This window comes from Rhodoglobus sp. G.S.23, from assembly GCF_056675935.1.
Window position 1 is genome coordinate 1711049 of the sequence record NZ_CM155237.1, and the last position, 15942, is coordinate 1726990.

General features: G+C 58.7%; 16 protein-coding genes. 2 read left to right on the forward strand and 14 right to left on the reverse strand.

All coding sequences use genetic code 11. From position 1 onward, the window contains the following. The 4 genes from nadA to recO form a co-directional block, all read right to left on the reverse strand. Complete coding sequence (nadA, locus tag AC1ENN_RS08205; RefSeq protein WP_480405815.1) at window positions 1-1290, reverse strand: quinolinate synthase NadA; 1290 nt, start codon at window positions 1288-1290, stop codon at window positions 1-3. Continuing rightward, window positions 1277-1993: an NUDIX hydrolase gene (locus AC1ENN_RS08210; RefSeq protein WP_449646863.1), complete on the reverse strand. Its 717-nt coding sequence runs from the start codon at window positions 1991-1993 to the stop codon at window positions 1277-1279. The genes nadA and AC1ENN_RS08210 overlap by 14 nt, the downstream gene beginning before the upstream one ends. A gap of 81 nt (window positions 1994-2074) precedes the next feature. Next, the gene (locus AC1ENN_RS08215) at window positions 2075-2887 is read right to left on the reverse strand and encodes an isoprenyl transferase (RefSeq protein ID WP_480405816.1); all 813 of its coding nucleotides are present in this window, start codon (window positions 2885-2887) and stop codon (window positions 2075-2077) included. Then, window positions 2884-3612, reverse strand: coding sequence for a DNA repair protein RecO (gene recO / locus AC1ENN_RS08220; protein WP_449625403.1), 729 nt, complete (start codon window positions 3610-3612; stop codon window positions 2884-2886). The genes AC1ENN_RS08215 and recO overlap by 4 nt, the downstream gene beginning before the upstream one ends. Before the next feature lie 158 nt (window positions 3613-3770). Here recO and AC1ENN_RS08225 point away from each other — a divergent pair, with 158 nt between their 5' ends. Next, window positions 3771-4538: an SDR family oxidoreductase gene (locus tag AC1ENN_RS08225; RefSeq protein WP_480405817.1), complete on the forward strand. Its 768-nt coding sequence runs from the start codon at window positions 3771-3773 to the stop codon at window positions 4536-4538. 329 nt (window positions 4539-4867) lie between these two features. After that, entirely contained in the window at window positions 4868-5524 is a 657-nt protein-coding gene (locus AC1ENN_RS08230; protein WP_449646866.1) for a trimeric intracellular cation channel family protein, read from the forward strand. 179 nt (window positions 5525-5703) lie between these two features. Here AC1ENN_RS08230 and leuA read toward each other — a convergent pair whose 3' ends face one another. The 10 genes from leuA to AC1ENN_RS08280 form a co-directional block, all read right to left on the reverse strand. Then, window positions 5704-7485 carry a 2-isopropylmalate synthase gene (gene leuA, locus AC1ENN_RS08235; protein WP_449646867.1) on the reverse strand — a complete coding sequence of 594 codons (1782 nt, stop codon included), beginning with the start codon at window positions 7483-7485 and terminating at the stop codon, window positions 5704-5706. Between the two features lie 238 nt (window positions 7486-7723). Then, window positions 7724-9118, reverse strand: coding sequence for an ABC transporter permease (locus AC1ENN_RS08240; protein WP_449646868.1), 1395 nt, complete (start codon window positions 9116-9118; stop codon window positions 7724-7726). After that, window positions 9115-9876, reverse strand: a complete 762-nt coding sequence (locus AC1ENN_RS08245) for an ABC transporter ATP-binding protein (RefSeq protein ID WP_449646869.1) — start codon at window positions 9874-9876, stop codon at window positions 9115-9117. The genes AC1ENN_RS08240 and AC1ENN_RS08245 overlap by 4 nt, the downstream gene beginning before the upstream one ends. 73 nt (window positions 9877-9949) lie before the next feature. Beyond that, complete coding sequence (locus tag AC1ENN_RS08250; protein ID WP_449646870.1) at window positions 9950-10597, reverse strand: response regulator; 648 nt, start codon at window positions 10595-10597, stop codon at window positions 9950-9952. Further along, window positions 10594-11760: a sensor histidine kinase gene (locus AC1ENN_RS08255; protein WP_449646871.1), complete on the reverse strand. Its 1167-nt coding sequence runs from the start codon at window positions 11758-11760 to the stop codon at window positions 10594-10596. Before AC1ENN_RS08255 ends, AC1ENN_RS08250 begins: the two co-directional genes overlap by 4 nt. 99 nt (window positions 11761-11859) lie before the next feature. Then, window positions 11860-12759, reverse strand: coding sequence for a GTPase Era (era, locus tag AC1ENN_RS08260; RefSeq protein WP_449646872.1), 900 nt, complete (start codon window positions 12757-12759; stop codon window positions 11860-11862). Then, on the reverse strand, window positions 12756-14066 hold the full coding sequence (locus tag AC1ENN_RS08265) for a hemolysin family protein (RefSeq protein WP_449646873.1): 1311 nt from the start codon (window positions 14064-14066) through the stop codon (window positions 12756-12758). Before AC1ENN_RS08265 ends, era begins: the two co-directional genes overlap by 4 nt. A 6-nt stretch (window positions 14067-14072) precedes the next feature. Further along, complete coding sequence (ybeY, locus tag AC1ENN_RS08270; RefSeq protein WP_449646874.1) at window positions 14073-14534, reverse strand: rRNA maturation RNase YbeY; 462 nt, start codon at window positions 14532-14534, stop codon at window positions 14073-14075. Window position 14535: 1 nt separating this feature from the next. Beyond that, window positions 14536-15594 (reverse strand): PhoH family protein, encoded by a 1059-nt coding sequence (locus AC1ENN_RS08275; protein ID WP_449648180.1) that lies wholly within the window; start codon window positions 15592-15594, stop codon window positions 14536-14538. Next, the gene (locus AC1ENN_RS08280) at window positions 15590-15940 is read right to left on the reverse strand and encodes a histidine triad nucleotide-binding protein (RefSeq protein ID WP_480405818.1); all 351 of its coding nucleotides are present in this window, start codon (window positions 15938-15940) and stop codon (window positions 15590-15592) included. The genes AC1ENN_RS08275 and AC1ENN_RS08280 overlap by 5 nt, the downstream gene beginning before the upstream one ends. Between the last annotated feature and the right edge of the window lie 2 nt (window positions 15941-15942).

A 15942-nucleotide genomic window follows, 5' to 3' on the forward strand; every position in this document is an offset into this window, starting at 1 on the left:
CTATGCCTCTTTCGTCGCTGCCGGCGGCTTGGCTGCGAGCATGCGCTCCAGGGCAATCCGCGCGGGCGCCGCTACATCATCCGGAACGGTGATTTGATTGAGCACCTCTCCACGAACGAGTCCCTCGAGCACCCACGCGAGGTAGCCGGGGTGGATGCGGTACATCGTCGAGCACGGGCAGACCACTGGGTCGAGGCAGAAAATTGTGTGCTGCGGGTATTCCGCCGCGAGTCGGTTGACCATGTTGATCTCGGTGCCGATAGCAAAGGTGGTCGGCTCGGTTGCGGCGGCAACAGCCTTCTGGATGTAGTCGGTCGACCCAGCCTCGTCGGCGGCATCCACGACGGGCATCGGGCACTCGGGGTGCACGATTACGCGAACACCGGGGTGCTCAGCGCGAGCTTGCTCGATCTGGCCAACGGTGAAGCGCTTGTGCACACTGCAGAAGCCGTGCCAGAGAACCACCTTGGCCTCGTTGAGCGTCGCGGCGTCATTGCCACCGAGGGGCTTGTTCGGGTTCCACATCGGCATGAGATCGGTCGAAATGCCCATCTTCTTTGCCGTGTTGCGACCGAGGTGCTGGTCGGGGAAGAACAGCACGCGCTGACCGCGCTCGTAGGCCCACTCCAGCACGGTTGTCGCGTTCGAGCTTGTGCAGACGATTCCACCATTACGACCACAGAAACCCTTGAGCGCAGCAGACGAGTTCATGTACGTCACGGGGATGATCGGCACCCGGCCATCGGCATCCGGCTCGGTTCCGTACACCTCAGTGAGTTGCTCCCAGCACTCCTCGACCGAATCAATGTCTGCCATGTCGGCCATCGAGCATCCGGCGGCGAGGTTGGGCAGGATGACCGCCTGATCGGAGCGCGCAAGGATGTCGGCGGTCTCGGCCATGAAGTGGACGCCACAGAACACGATCGCTTCAGCATTCGGCACGGTTTGGGCGGCGTTGGCGAGTTGGAAAGAGTCCCCTAAGAAGTCGGCGTGCTGCACAACTTCATCCCGCTGGTAAAAGTGACCGAGGATGACGGCACGATCGCCGAGGGTCGCCTTTGCGGCAATGATGCGCGCGTGCAGATCCTCGTTTGATGCCTTCTGGTACTCAAGCGGAAGCTGCCCCTGACGTGGTGCTCCCGTCGGAATCACGTCGCCCATCGATGCGCCAGGACCATAGCTCGGCACACCGAGGTCGAAGGTCCACGGGCCATCCGCTAGCTCAGGAGCGCAGGTTTCGCCGTCTCCGGTCTTGGTAATGCGCTGAATTGTCGAATCAATGGATGACACGAGTGCTCCCTGTCTTTAGATGGCCGAGCGGGCCGTTGTCGACGAGCTCAACGCCCTCGTCATAGCGGTAGAGCCTCGGCGGCCGGTGACGCCCACCCGAGACAACGTGGTTTGTGGGCACCAGTGAGCCCGAGTTTTCGATTTGGCGGCGAAAGTTTGCGGGGTCGAGTTGCCGTTGCAGCACGGCCTCGTGCACGAGTCGCAACTCACTCAACGTAAAGGTTTCCCCGAGGAAGGCCCGCGCAATTCGTGAGTACTCCATCTTGGTGCGCAGTCGCCAGAGGGCGTAGTCAATGATGACGTTATGGTCGAAGGCAAGCTCAGGAAGGTCATCGGCGGCAAACCAGCGAACGTTCTCTCCCTCGGTGGCGCGCTCGGCTTCCTCTTGACGCACGAGCGCCCAGTAGATGATCGACACCACGCGACTGCTGACCGAGCGTTCAACATCGCCAAAGGCGTAGAGCTGCTCAAGGTAGGCGGGTTCGAGCGCGGTGGTTTCGAGCAGATTGCGAGCCGCGGCATCCGCCAAGCTCTCGTCGTTGTCAACCCAACCACCTGGCAGCGCCCACTGTCTGGCAAAGGGCTCGCGCGTGCGGCGAACCAAAGGGATCCACAGTGCGCTCTGACCGGATTCGGGGATGGGGCGCAGCGCGAAAATCACGGTTGATACCGCGAGCGAAATTCGCTGTTCGCTCTTCTGCATCGCCACTCCCTTCAGTAAGAGTCATCTTGACCTGAACACAGAATACACCTTAAAGTCAGCCTGACCAAAACGGTACGACCGCTAGCTGGGAGAGGTATCCGGGGCGTCAATGGCCCCACCGAAGCGCCGTGTACGACCGGCATAAATCTCAATCGCCTGCCACAACTGTTCGCGAGTGAAATCAGGCCACAGCGTGTCCAAAAACACCATCTCGGCGTACGCACTCTGCCACGGCATGAAGTTGCTCATCCGCTGCTCCCCCGACGACCGCACAAACAGGTCAACATCGGGCAATTGCGGTTGATAGAGGCGCTTCTGGATGAGCTTCTCTGAGACGGCAGACGGCTTCATCCTGCCCGCCGCAACATCATCAGCGATCGATCGCACAGCATCCGCAATCTCGGTGCGACCGCCGTAGTTGACACACATCGTCAAAGTCAGGGTGCTGTTGTTTTCTGTGAGTTTTTCGGCAAACTGAAGCTCCTTGATGACCGAAGTCCACAGTCGAGGCCGACGGCCGGCCCAGCGCACACGCACGCCCCACTCGTTGAGCTGATCCCGGCGACGGTGCAGCACATCCCGATTGAAGCCCATCAAAAAGCGAACCTCGTCGGGCGAACGACTCCAGTTCTCGGTTGAGAACGCATACACACTGAGGTGCTTCACACCGATTTGGATGGCACCAGCCACGACATCAAGCAGGCTCGCCTCGCCCGCCTTGTGGCCTTCCACCCGCGTAAGCCCCCGAGCATTAGCCCAACGACCGTTACCGTCCATGACAATCGCAATGTGCTCAGGAACAGAGCCCTTGGGCATCGCGGGAGGATGGATGCCCGTCCAGTCGAGAGGACGAAACTCCCCAGCATCTTTATGAGTTTTTGCTACGCGGCTCATGCGCTCCGATCCACATGCTGAATGGAACGAAGACTGCGCTCCAAATGAAACTGAGTGTAGGCGGCAACGACGCCGCTGGCTTGGGAACGTGACCGCTCCTCAGACGCTTCCGCAACATCCCACTGACCTGCCAGCAAGGCCCCCAGTAGTTCAAGCGTGTCAGGACTCAGTCGTGGCGAACCGGGCGGGGCGACCTCATCAGCCACGACACCACCCATCTGCGCGACGAAAACCGAATGCGGCCCTGGCGCCCCGGTCACCGCACAATCAACAAAACTCGGCGCCCAACCCGCAATCGAGAGGCTCCGCAAGAGGTACGAGTCAAGAGTGAGGCTCGGGTTGTGCTCGCGCCGCGCGAGAGACCGCAGCGCACCAACCAGCAGAAGATATTGCTGCAAGGAGCCATCGTCATCCGTGACTTTGTCTGCCGTCTCGACCATCACGCTTGCGGCGGTATAGCTCGCATAGTCGGCGGTAATCTCGGAACCATACGACCCGAGTGATTCTGCCTGCTGGATGATATCGAGACTACGACCGATATAACACTGGATGTCGGCAACCATAAATGGCTCCAGTCGCGCCCCAAACTTGGAGGCCGTGCGACGCACCCCTTTGGCTACCGCCCGGATCTTGCCGTGTTCACGCGACAGCATCGTGACGATACGGTCGGCTTCACCCAGCTTGTGGGTGCGCAGCACGACGGCTTCATCACGGTAGGTAGGCACGGTTCAAGTATCCCCCGGCATGTTGCGGTTTGCTGTGCGACGGCCCGAAGGCCGAATCGTTTTGGGTTCGTCTGCAGCAAACGGAGCGAGTTCGGAGTAGATTTTGGGCAGAACTGGGAACCTACTCCGAACCTGCACTTGGCTTCTAGGAGAACACAATGATTCTTGTCACTGGTGCGACGGGCGCCCTTGGCAGACCGACCGTTTCGCTGCTCGAGGCGACCGGTCATGAAGTGCGATCGCTGAGTCGACGCCCGGGTCCGGGCCGCGTAGTTGGCGACCTGAGCACCGGATCCGGTATCGCTGCTGCACTTTCTGGCGTGACAACGGTCGTGCACTTAGCGAGCGGCGCGAACACCCACGATTCGCACCAGACGCGGCAACTGCTGAGGGCCATTGCCGCGCATCCGGTTGACCATGTGGTGTTCATGTCGATTGTTGGTGTCGACAAGCATGCGCTCGGCTACTATCGCGACAAGTATCTGTGCGAGCAATTCATTGGTGCCTCTGGAGTTCCGTACACAATTCTTCGCGCCACTCAGTTCCATAGTTTCGTGGCGCGCCTATTCATTGCTCAACGCCGGCTGCCCGTCACCATCGTTCCGTCTTTCCGGATGCAGCCGGTAGCGGTGGATGAGGTGGCCGAACGACTCGTCGAACTGGTGGATGCTGGCCCCAGCGGCCGCGTGGCGGACTTCGGTGGCCCGGAGCAGCTCAGTTTTCGGGAATTAGCACACCAGTGGAACTCGGCGCATTCGCTGCGTAAACCGGTGTGGTCATTGCCGGTTCCTGGGGCTGTCGGCCGATCCTTCGCGCGCGGATTTCACCTCGCTTCGCTGCCCGGCGACGGGAAAATTGCGTTTTCTGACTACGCCGAAGCACACGCCCGCGCGGCGGCTTCGCTTCGCAACTCAGGCGCGAACTAATTCAGTGCTCGAGCGCGAGCAGGAGCACGTGCACGTGCACAGCTCCGACGCGAATTAGCTCACAACGTTGACTCCCGTTAGTCGGCCGCGAGCTCAAATTGCTCCCACCCCTTTCGGAAATTCAGGAGATCCGCGGCGCGCACGAGCGCGGACCCTTCAACTGTGGAGGTCGAGTGCGCAACTTGTTGCGGTTTTCCTGAGTTTCCGAAGGCCGCACCACCGAAAGTCCGCTCGCGTCGGCCCACCGACCCCCCATTTACCGGGCGACGATTGCAGGCTTGCCCGCCGCACAACCGGGCACGACTCACTATGCGTGGTACGAATAGTGCGTGAATGAGACCTTCGAGATCCCTCTGTGGGCCGGACTGTTGGCCGTCGGCGTTGGTGCAATGCAGGGAGCAATGTTTGCGGCTCAGTTTCGCGATCGCCGATTGGATCTACTGGGAGTGGCAATCATCGGCATTTCGACAGGTTTCGGCGGCGGCATGGTCCGCGACATAGTCCTCTCTGAGGTGCCGGTGGTGTTGACCACTAACTGGTATCTCATCGTGGCGACAGGTGCTGCGCTCTTCGGAATGTTGCTTGAGCGCCTCATTTCACGCATGGGGCCCCTAATTACAGTGCTGGATGCACTCACAATTGGTCTCTTCGGCGCTATCGGCACAACAAAAGCGCTCTCATTGGGCCTTCCAGAGGTCCCAGCAATCTTTGTCGGCGTGATCTCTGCCATCGGCGGATCGATCATGCGCGACGTACTCCTGTCGATGCCGATCGCACTGATGCATGTCGGATCCCTCTACGCCGTAGCAGCGACCGCTGGCGCCACCAGCCTCGTGATTATGCGAAGTTTCGACGTTCCCGTATTTGTCGCCGCCACGATTTGTGTCGGTCTCACCGTGGGGGTGCGCGTGTTGGCTGTGCTCTTCAACTGGAGCCTTCCGGAGCAGCGAACCATCAGCGGTATGCCCAAATTTCGCCGTCGATAGCGGTCGGTCGCCGTCGATAGCGGTCGGTCGCCAGCGCTAGCCGTCGGTCGCCAGCACTCACCGTCGGCCGCCAGCACTCGCCAGCGCTCCGAAACGTACTCAAGACCTACCCAAAACCTGCCAGTTAACGGGCACAAGCCCCACGAAAAATAGGTGGGGCTTGTGAGCAAAACCGAACGCTAGTTACTTGCGACCAGTTCGGGTTCCGGAGCAGTGCGGTTTGCGCGAACCCAACGGTTGACCGCTGAGACAATCGCCTTGAGCGATGCCCGTGAAATGTCACCATCGATTCCGACGCCCCACAGTCGTTGACCGTGGATATCGAGCTCAACGTAGGCAGCAGCCTGCGCATTGCTGCCCTCGCTCATGGTGTGCTCGACGTAGTCGTAGAGCTTCACTTCAATACCTTGGCCTTGTGCGGACAGCATGCCCAAGAACGCGTCAATCGGACCGTTTCCTACGTAGCTGGTGTCGATCTCGCTGTCGTCGACGCGCAGTCGCGCTTCGAGGCTCACTTCACCATCGTTGGCGCTTGTCGTCCGTGTCGCCAGGAGCTCGTAACGGCCCCATTTCTGGTCTGCGTGATCGGCGGATGCCGGCAGGTATTCGTCCTGGAATGACGTCCAGATTTGCTCGCTAGAAACCTCGCCACCTTCGGAGTCGGTCTTCGACTGCACAACTCCGCTGAACTCGATCTGCAGTTTGCGCGGCAGATCAAGGTTGTGGTCGGACTTCAGTAGGTAAGCGACACCACCCTTACCCGATTGTGAGTTGACCCGAACAACAGCTTCGTAGCCACGGCCGACATCCTTGGGGTCGATCGGCAGGTAAGGAACAGCCCAGACCAGATCGTTGACGTGCTTGCCTTCGCGTTCGGCCTGAGCCGCCATCGATTCGAAGCCCTTTTTGATGGCATCTTGGTGCGATCCGCTGAACGCTGTGTAAACGAGGTCGCCAGCCCACGGGCTGCGCTCATGAACTTTCAGCTGGTTGCAGTGCTCTGCAGTGCGACGGATCTCGTCTAGGTCGCTGAAGTCGATCTGCGGGTCGATACCTTGCGTGAACAGGTTGAGCCCCAGGGCAACGAGGTCAACGTTTCCGGTGCGCTCACCATTTCCGAACAGGCAACCCTCGATGCGGTCGGCCCCGGCCATGTAGCCGAGCTCTGCCGCCGCGATTCCCGTTCCACGGTCGTTGTGTGGGTGAAGAGAGATGATGACGTTCTCACGGTGATTCACGTTGCGCGACATCCACTCGATGGAGTCTGCATAAACGTTGGGGGTAGCCATTTCAACCGTGGCCGGCAGGTTCAGGATGACCTTGCGCTCCGAAGTGGGCTTGAAGACTTCGAGCACCTGGTTGCAGATATCCACGGCAAACTCGAGCTCGGTGCCGGTGTAGCTTTCGGGCGAGTACTCGTAGAACACCTCGGTTTCCGGGACCATTGCCTCGGATGCCTTGCAGATACGAGCACCATTGAGCGCGATGTCGATAATGCCCTGCTTGTCTTTACGGAACACGACATCCCGCTGCAGCACGCTGGTGGAGTTGTAGAGGTGAACGATCGCTTGCTTGGCTCCCTTGATCGATTCGTAGGTGCGAATGATGAGTTCTTCGCGAGCCTGCGTCAGCACCTGAATGGTGACGTCATCCGGAATCGCATTCGTCTCAATGAGTGAGCGCACGAAGTCGAAGTCAGTCTGGCTCGCCGAGGGGAAGCCGACCTCGATCTCTTTGTAGCCCATCTTGACGAGCAGATCGAACATGATCCGCTTGCGTTCTGGACTCATCGGATCGATCAGGGCCTGATTGCCGTCACGAAGATCGACGGCACACCAGCGCGGTGCCTGAGTGATGCGCTTCGATGGCCACGTGCGGTCCGGCAGATCAACAGAAATGATCTCGTGAAACGGACGGTACTTGTGGATCGGCATCGAGGATGCTGACTGATTGTTCTTCATTTGGTGCTCCTGCTGCTCTCAAGGCCTTGTGAGCCACTCGTTACGAATCTGGTCAGCCAATGACAAACTCCGCGACGAGTGAGGCCTGGATTAGGACTCGTCGCGGCAGCTAAGGAGGAGCAGACCGAACAACACCATTTCAGAATAGCACTGTGCAGCACTTCGCCGCCCAATCACCAATTAACCCACCTCACGACCCCGCCACAGGTGAAGGGCGGGGCCGTGAGATCAGGCGCGATTATTCGACGGCGAGAGCCTCCACCGGTGTAATACGGGTCACTCGGCGAGCCGGTGCGATTGCCGCGGTTAAGGCGAGCCCGCCCGCAAGGATCACTGTTGCGACAAGGATCCACCACGGGATAACCGGAAGCACGAACACGGCTGAGCCCGAAGTTGACCCCAACAGAGATTGAGCACCCGCCCAGCCGTAGAAGGTCCCCAGAATTAAACCCACTAGGCTCGCCGCGATCGTTAGTTGCGCGCTCTCCACACGGATCATTGCCCGTAACTGCGCAGCCGTGAATCCGAGTGCTCGCAGAAGGCCCAGCTCTCGAGTACGCTGCACAATACTCAACGAAAGCGTGTTAACGAGGCCCACTGCCGCAATAATCGCACTGAATCCAATCAGGATCGAGAAAGTGCTCGACAAGACAGAGAGAGCATCGGCGGCGCCGTCGGACTCCCCATAGGCCGGTGAGATCATGATCAGGAATCGAAAACTCTCCGTAGCGACTGCAAACATTGTGATCAGGGTGACCCCGATTACGAGGCCCAACGTGATGCGAGTGCTCCGTTCTGGATAGCGGAGCGCATTTTTTGCTGCGAGCTCCCCCGACGCTCCGCGCCCGATGAGTGAGCCAACTGCACGCAATACACGGGGCATAACGAACTGCGCACCAAGGATAAAGCCCGTGAATGAGATCACTCCGCCCACGAGTGAGATCAGCATCCCCTGTTGAGTCACTAGCCCGACAAGCATGCCGAGCACCACGACTCCCAGGCCGACACCGCACAGGAGGGTTGACCCCACAACTCGTCGCACAGCTGACTTCCCGGAGTGAGCGAGCGAATCTACGGATGCTCCTAGTGCTTGCATCGGGGTAACGGTGAGCACCCGTCGCGATCCGACCCACGCTGCGAGCCACGTAGTGAGAACTACACCAACGATCGGAAGAAGGGCGATGGGATCAAAGAAGCTGTACGCGATTGTCGGCAGCACATCCGTGGACTGTGCGAACTGGAATATCGCAAAGGCGGTCAGCGCGCCAAAGATGGCGCCAATTACCGCACCGATAGCGCCAACAGCAAGACCTTCGCGCGCAACTTGCTCTCTCTGGCTGCGCGCACTGCCCCCGATCAGTCGGACGAGCGCAATCGTGCGGGTGCGCCCCGCGATCACGGTGGCGAACGTGTTCGCTGTGACTATTGACCCCACGTACACCGAGATGACGATAAACACGGAGGCCAGCACGCTCAGGGCCATCTGAACCCCCGCGCGCTGCCCGTAGTCTTCGTTCAACGTGAGCGAAGTAGCGAGGTTGTTAGTGAGCTGCAATAGGGCGACGCCGAAGGCACTGCTCAAGGCCGCGACGAGGATACTCGAGGCGTGATCGCGAAGATTCAGCAACCTCACGATGCCGTCTCCATCTCCAGCATGAACCGGCTAATGTCCGCCGCGCTTGATCGGCCGCGGTCGTCCACGACGCGTCCGTCGGCCAAGAAAATGATGCGATCGGCATAGCTCGCCGCGATCGGGTCGTGGGTTACCATCGCGATACTTTGACCGAATTCTGCGCTTGCAGCAGCTAGGAGTGAGAGCACTTCACGACTGGTGCGGGAGTCGAGGTTTCCGGTTGGCTCATCAGCAAAAATGAGTTCTGGGCGGGAGCCGAGCGCCCGCGCGATGGCGACGCGCTGCTGCTGCCCTCCCGAGAGCTCGTGCGGGCGATGGCTCATCCGTTCGCGCAACCCCAAGGAGTCGACCAATTGTTCAATCCAGCCACGCTCAGTCGTTGACGGAGACCTCCCATCGAGCTGAAACGGAAGCAAGATATTTTGCTCGATGTCGAGAGTGGGTACGAGGTTGAACGCCTGAAATACGAACCCCACGCGCCGACGCCGAAGCATCGTCAACTCGGTGTCGTCAAGATCAGTGATGTCCGTCGAGCGAAGCCACACTCGCCCCGAAGTCGCCGTATCGAGTCCGGCGAGAATGTGCATGAGTGTCGATTTGCCGGAGCCGCTCGGGCCCATGATCGCGGTGAATTCCCCGGCACGGATGCCCAGCGAAACGTCACTCAGCGCTGTCACCCTTGTTGAGCCTGAGCCATACGATTTTGAGAGGTTTTCGACCCGAGCAATGATCTCGGATCTCCCGCTTGAATTGTCCATGTTTCAAGCTTGTCGCGGTCGACCCACGAGCGAATCAGCCTGCAGTGCCCACCGTGTCATCCTCGAGGATGAGTTAAGCGAGCCCATTCTCATAGGCGTAGACGACAAGCTGAACTCGGTCACGGAGACCGAGTTTCGTCAGCACTCGACTGACGTGAGTCTTAACTGTTGCTTCACTCAAGAACTCTGTTTTCGCGATCTCCGCGTTACTGAGTCCACGAGCGGCCAGTAAGAAGATCTCCCGCTCTCGAGCCGTGAGAGTTTCGAATGAAACCGGCTGGACTCGGGGAGCACTGCCGAAGTGTTCGAAGAGCTCTCGGGTCGCGGCAGCGGCAATGACGCTTGTGCCCGAATGCACCGTTCTAATAGCAGCGAGTAAGAACTCAGGGTCAGCGTCTTTCAACACAAAGCCACTCGCACCGGCCCGAATCGCACGTGCGGCGGCCTCGTCGAGGTCGAATGTAGTCAGCACGATGATGCGCGGATGCGGAGCGTCCGTTCCCTCAAGAATCGCTCGTGTCGCCTCGATACCGTCCATCACGGGCATGCGAAGGTCCATCAGCACTACATCGGGCTGGGTCTCAGTGACCATGCTGATTGCTTCAACGCCGTCGCCAGCCTCACCGACGCACTCAAGGTCGGTCTGGGAGGAGACGAGCATCCGGATGCCTGCGCGGAAAAGTGCTTGATCGTCGACAAGGGCGACACGGATGGCGCTCATCGGACCACCGGCATTGTGACGACGATCTCAAATTGGCTGTCGTGGTCTTGAACGGTCAATTCTGCCCCGGTCAACTGCGCTCTTTCTCGCATTCCGATAAGACCATGCCCCGAGTGCGGTTGCGTTTTTTCTTGGGCGCCCGCACGAGGAGATTCGTAGTCGTTTGTCACCGAAACTGTCACAGTGCTTTCTCCCCAGTCCAGAACGAGTGCTGCGGGTTGGGATGTGTCCCCATGCCGGAGCGCATTGGTCAACGCTTCTTGAACGATTCGGTAGAGCGTGATCTGCTGCCCCATGGGAATCAGCGGAGAATTGCCTGTTTCGGTGACAACAACGTCGAGCCCCGCCGAGCGAATCTGGTCGACCAGCGAAGCAATATCGGCGAGCCCCGGCTGTGGCCCCGCTGTCTGACTGTGCCGCAATTGCCCCAACAGCAATCGAACATCAGTAAGCGCTTCGCGTGCGGTTCCAGAAATTGTTGACAGGGCACGTTCGGCTGAGCCCGGGTCGGCTGCTGACGCATAACGCGCACCATCCGCTTGCGCGATCACGACCGCAAGTGAGTGTGCCACCACATCGTGCATATCTCTCGCGATCTGATTTCGTTCGTGCTCGATGGCTGCAATCTGCTCAGCAACCAGCCTGCCCCGCTTGTTTTCTTGAGAGATTGCTTGAGTTCGCGCGAGCAATCCCGCAGTCCAGCTCAAACAGAGAAGCGCGAGCATCCCTCCAAGAGTGACGGCGAACTGGAAGATGCTGTCTGAGGTCAGCGAAAACTGAATCGATGCCCAGCTCCCCGTCGACGGAGCCCACGAGACGACGAGATAAATCGCCCCCAGTAAGGAACCAACAACGGTCGACACTAACCCGGCAAGCCGCACCCGGCGGGAGCCAAAGCGGGCCGAGGCGAAAAGCACGACAAGAATCGCGAGGTTGGCCCCGTCCACGGGCAGCAGAAAAGCCATCTGGGTAAGCGCCGCAAACCATGAGATTGTCAACGCAATCGCCGGACTCAGCCGCCGCACCGCGAGGGCAAGCCCTAAACCGAGCACAACGAACCACAACGACACAACGTCAATGCCGATAAGCGCGCGCACGGCAGTGGCGACGAGCGCAATACTCACGTCTGTAATGAGAGCGCCACGGGACAGAGTGCGGATCATGACATCAACGCTACGCGGCTGAGGCATCGAAAAACCCGTAATCTGGGCGATCGGATCGCAGAATCATCCTTCCGATGTACACAAGGTGACCACCGCCGACTAGAAGCCGAGACGCCCCAGCTGCTTCGAGTCACGTTGCCACTCCTTGGCAACCTTGACGCGAAGCGACAGGAAGATCTGCTTGCCAACGAGCTTCTCGATCTCCGCACGGGCACGAGCTCCAACATCCTGAAGCCGCTCACCACCCTTACCGATGATGATTCCCTTTTGGCTGTCACGTTCAACGAAGATGTTCGCGAACACTTCGAGAAGGTTCTTGTCTTCGCGTTCGATCATGTCGTCGATCGTGACGGCGATCGAGTGAGGCAGTTCATCCATGACGCCTTCGAGTGCGGCTTCACGAATGAGCTCTGCAACGCGCGACTCTGTCGATTCATCGGTAACGGCATCATCCGGGTAGAGAGCTTCGGAGACGGGCATGAGCTTCACGAGTTCGGTTGACAAAATATCGAGCTGGATGCTGTCAAACGAGGAAATCGGAATGATTTCGTCCCAGTCGCGCAACTCACTGACCGCACGGAGTTGCTCAGCAACACCCGGTCGCGACGATGCGTCGATTTTGGTGACAATGGCCACCTTTTTTGCGCGCGGGAACGAATCGAGCTGTTCGTTGATGTAGCGGTCGCCCGGGCCGATCTTCTCGTTCGCGGGGATGCAGAGACCGATGACGTCTACTTCGCCAAGGGTGTCTTGCACGATCGAGTTGAGCCGCTCTCCCAGGAGAGTGCGCGGCCGGTGCATTCCGGGGGTGTCGACGATGATCAGTTGACCATCTTTTCGATGCACAATTCCGCGAATAGCACGACGGGTTGTTTGCGGTTTTGACGAGGTGATGGCCACCTTTTCGCCAACAAGAGCATTCGTGAGGGTCGATTTTCCGACATTGGGTCGACCAACAAAGGTCACAAATCCTGCTCTGAACTCACTGGCGTCGGTCACTGTGATTCACCGTTCTCTCGTTCATTCGAGATTGAGTCGTACTGATTGTCTAGAGAAGGGTCTTTAGCAACGAGCACTGTGCTGATGCGTTTGCGCCGCCCTTCGGTGCGCTCTGCCGTGAGAACAAGTCCGGAATAGTGCGCTACGGCACCGCTCTCCGGCAGTCGGCCCAACGTTTTCATGATGAGACCACCAACAGAGTCGACTTCGTCATCATCAAGTTCGAGTCCGAAGAGGTCGCCCAGTTCGTCAATGGGCAATCGCGCGCTCACACGGTAGGTGCCATCGGCGAGTTCTTCGAACTCTGCAACCTCGCGGTCGTACTCGTCTGAGATATCTCCGACAAGTTCTTCGATGAGGTCTTCCAATGAGACTAGCCCTGCGATGCCGCCATATTCGTCAACGACCATGGCGAGATGATTCGACTCGAGCTGCATTTGGCGCAGCAGGCTGTCAGCGCGCTGCGACTCGGGCACGAATAGTGCGGGCCGTGCTAGTTCTCGTGTCGTCAGTTTGTCTGCCTCGATGGGTTGTTCGTAGACGACTCGTGCGACATCGCGTAAGTACAGCACGCCCATTACTTGGTCGATGTCTTCGCCGATTACGGGAACTCTCGAAACACCGCGACTCAGGAAAAGCCCCATCGCGGCGCTGGCGGTAACATCGGCCTCTACCGTCACCATGTCGGTGCGCGGGATCATTACTTCACGCACGACTGTGTTGTTGAACTCGAATATTGAGTGGATGAGATCGCGATCGTCCTGATCCAGAACTTCGTGTTCTGTTGCTTCGTCGACCATGCTCAGCAGTTGTTCTTCGCTGGAGAATGTAGCGGTGCGAGGTCGCCCGGGTGTCACTCGGTTGCCGATTGCGACGAGGGCATCAGCGATCGGTCCCAAGATGACACGGATGCCGCGAACAACGGGGGCTGCGATCTGAACAACTTTGCGCGAGTGTGCTCGTCCGACGCTCCTGGGGCTGGAGCCGACGAGAACGAACGAGGCGCCGGTCATGATGAGCGCACTGAACAGCAGGGCAAACCACCACTGTTCAAAGACGGAGGCGAATACCAGCGTTACAAGAACTGCAGCGGTCGTTTCGAGCACAATTCGCATGAAGTTGAGCGCGTTGAAGTGCGCGCCCAGATCTTGCGAGATCGCCAGAATGGCTTTCTTCGCGCGGCTGCGGCCAGCCAGTTCGACGAGGTCGCTCCGACTCAGCACTGTCAGTGCCGAGTCCGCCGCCGCAAGCAAACCACCGAGCGAAACGAGGATGATCGCTGCGGTGATGAATATGCCGTTCAGCATGAGCGGCTACCTACTTCGTTCGGCTAGGGCAAAGCCCAACAGGATTTCGCGCTGAAGGCTGAACATCTCTTTTTCTTCGTCAGGTTCTGCATGATCGAATCCGAGCAAGTGCAACAGACCGTGAGTTGTCAACAAAAGCATTTCCTCGAGGGGGGAATGCCCGGCAGTTTCGGCCTGGGAAATGGCGACCTGAGGGCACACCACAATGTCACCGAGTAATCCGGCGGCCGTTTGGCGCTCTTCTGTTCCCGGGCGAAGCTCGTCCATCGGAAAGCTCAACACGTCGGTGGGACCCGGCTCGTCCATCCACTGCACATGAAGCTGCTCCATTGCTGCTTCGTCGACAAAGACGATGCCGAGTTCGGCATCCGGGTGAACATGAAGCTGGTCGAGAGCAAAAGTGCAGAGGCGCTGAAAGGCATGCTCATCTACGACAATGGTCGACTCGTTGTTGATTTCAATTGACACGCTATCGTCCCTCGTGATTGCGGCTGCGAGCTCGCGGTCGGCTCTTGCGGTTGTAGTCGTCGAGCTGCTTCTCAGCATCGTAGGTCGTGTAGGCATCAACAATCTTGCCAACGAGGGTGTGACGAACAACATCTGCACTCGTGAGTTCAGCAAAGTGGATGTCGTCAATATCTTGCAGAACATTCGAGACGAGCTTGAGCCCGCTCGCTCCTTCCGGTAGGTCGACCTGAGTGATGTCACCGGTGATGACCATCTTCGAGTCGAATCCCAATCGGGTGAGGAACATCTTCATTTGCTCTGGAGTGGTGTTCTGGGCCTCGTCGAGCACAACAAACGCGTTGTTGAGGGTGCGACCTCGCATGTAGGCGAGCGGCGCGACCTCGACTGTGCCTGCCGCTAGCAACTTAGGAACCAGTTCTGGATCCATCATGTCGTTGAGCGCGTCATAGAGCGGACGCAGATAAGGGTCAATCTTGTCGGTCAGCGAACCGGGCAGGAAGCCGAGCCTCTCCCCCGCCTCGATGGCTGGGCGGCTCAAAATAATGCGATCAACTTCTTTGCGCTGCAACGCCTGAACGGCCTTCGCCATTGCTAGGTACGTCTTGCCGGTTCCGGCTGGGCCGATACCAAACACGATGGTGTTGTTGTCCATCGCTTCGACATACTGCGACTGCCCCAGCGTTTTAGGGCGAATAGCTTTGCCCCTGGCGGTAAGAATTGTTTGGCCAAGGAGGGCGTTGGGGCTGCCCTGACTCTGACGCAGGATGCTCGCTGATGCATCAACTTCTTGAGTGCCAAGATCATGACCATTGCGAACCATTGCGATGAGTTCGTCAACGAGTTCTTCGGCAGCAGCAAGGGGAACCGGATCCCCGGTCAGGGTGATCTCGTTTCCACGGACATGCATTTCTACATCGGGAAATTTACTTTCCACGACCCGGAGCAGTCGGTCTTGGGGACCAAGCAACTGCACCATAGCAACGCCGTCTACTTCGATTGCCACGCTCTCGCGGTCCTCCGGAGGCGTCGTTTCGGTACGTGCGGACTCAGAGTCACTAATGACCAAGGGTGCCTTCCTCGAGGTGTCCACCGAGCACGTGAGCGTGAACGTGGAACACTGTTTGACCGGCACTTTCGCCGGTATTGAAAATCAATCGGTACTCGCTATTGGTGTGCTCGTCTGCGAGTTGCCTGGCTACTGCGACCAACTCGGCGAGCAAGGCCGGATCGCCGGCCGCCAACTGGGAGACGTTAGCGAATTGCTCGGTTTTGGGAACAACGAGCAAATGAACGGGTGCTTGCGGGGCGATGTCGCGAAACGCAATCACGGAATCTGACTCGAAGACAATATCCGCGGGAATCTCGCGAGCGATGATCTTCGTAAAGATCGAAGGTGAATCAGACATAC

Excerpts from the sequence above, each read along its gene's own strand:
- AC1ENN_RS08210 (WP_449646863.1), bottom strand. The coding sequence starts at position 1,993 with ATGCAGAAGAGCGAACAGCGAATTTCGCTCGCGGTATCAACCGTGATT.
- AC1ENN_RS08215 (WP_480405816.1), bottom strand. The coding sequence starts at position 2,887 with ATGAGCCGCGTAGCAAAAACTCATAAAGATGCTGGGGAGTTTCGTCCT.
- AC1ENN_RS08225 (WP_480405817.1), top strand. The coding sequence starts at position 3,771 with ATGATTCTTGTCACTGGTGCGACGGGCGCCCTTGGCAGACCGACCGTT.
- leuA (WP_449646867.1), bottom strand. The coding sequence starts at position 7,485 with ATGAAGAACAATCAGTCAGCATCCTCGATGCCGATCCACAAGTACCGT.
- AC1ENN_RS08245 (WP_449646869.1), bottom strand. The coding sequence starts at position 9,876 with ATGGACAATTCAAGCGGGAGATCCGAGATCATTGCTCGGGTCGAAAAC.
- AC1ENN_RS08250 (WP_449646870.1), bottom strand. The coding sequence starts at position 10,597 with ATGAGCGCCATCCGTGTCGCCCTTGTCGACGATCAAGCACTTTTCCGC.
- AC1ENN_RS08255 (WP_449646871.1), bottom strand. The coding sequence starts at position 11,760 with ATGATCCGCACTCTGTCCCGTGGCGCTCTCATTACAGACGTGAGTATT.
- AC1ENN_RS08265 (WP_449646873.1), bottom strand. The coding sequence starts at position 14,066 with ATGCTGAACGGCATATTCATCACCGCAGCGATCATCCTCGTTTCGCTC.
- AC1ENN_RS08280 (WP_480405818.1), bottom strand. The coding sequence starts at position 15,940 with ATGTCTGATTCACCTTCGATCTTTACGAAGATCATCGCTCGCGAGATT.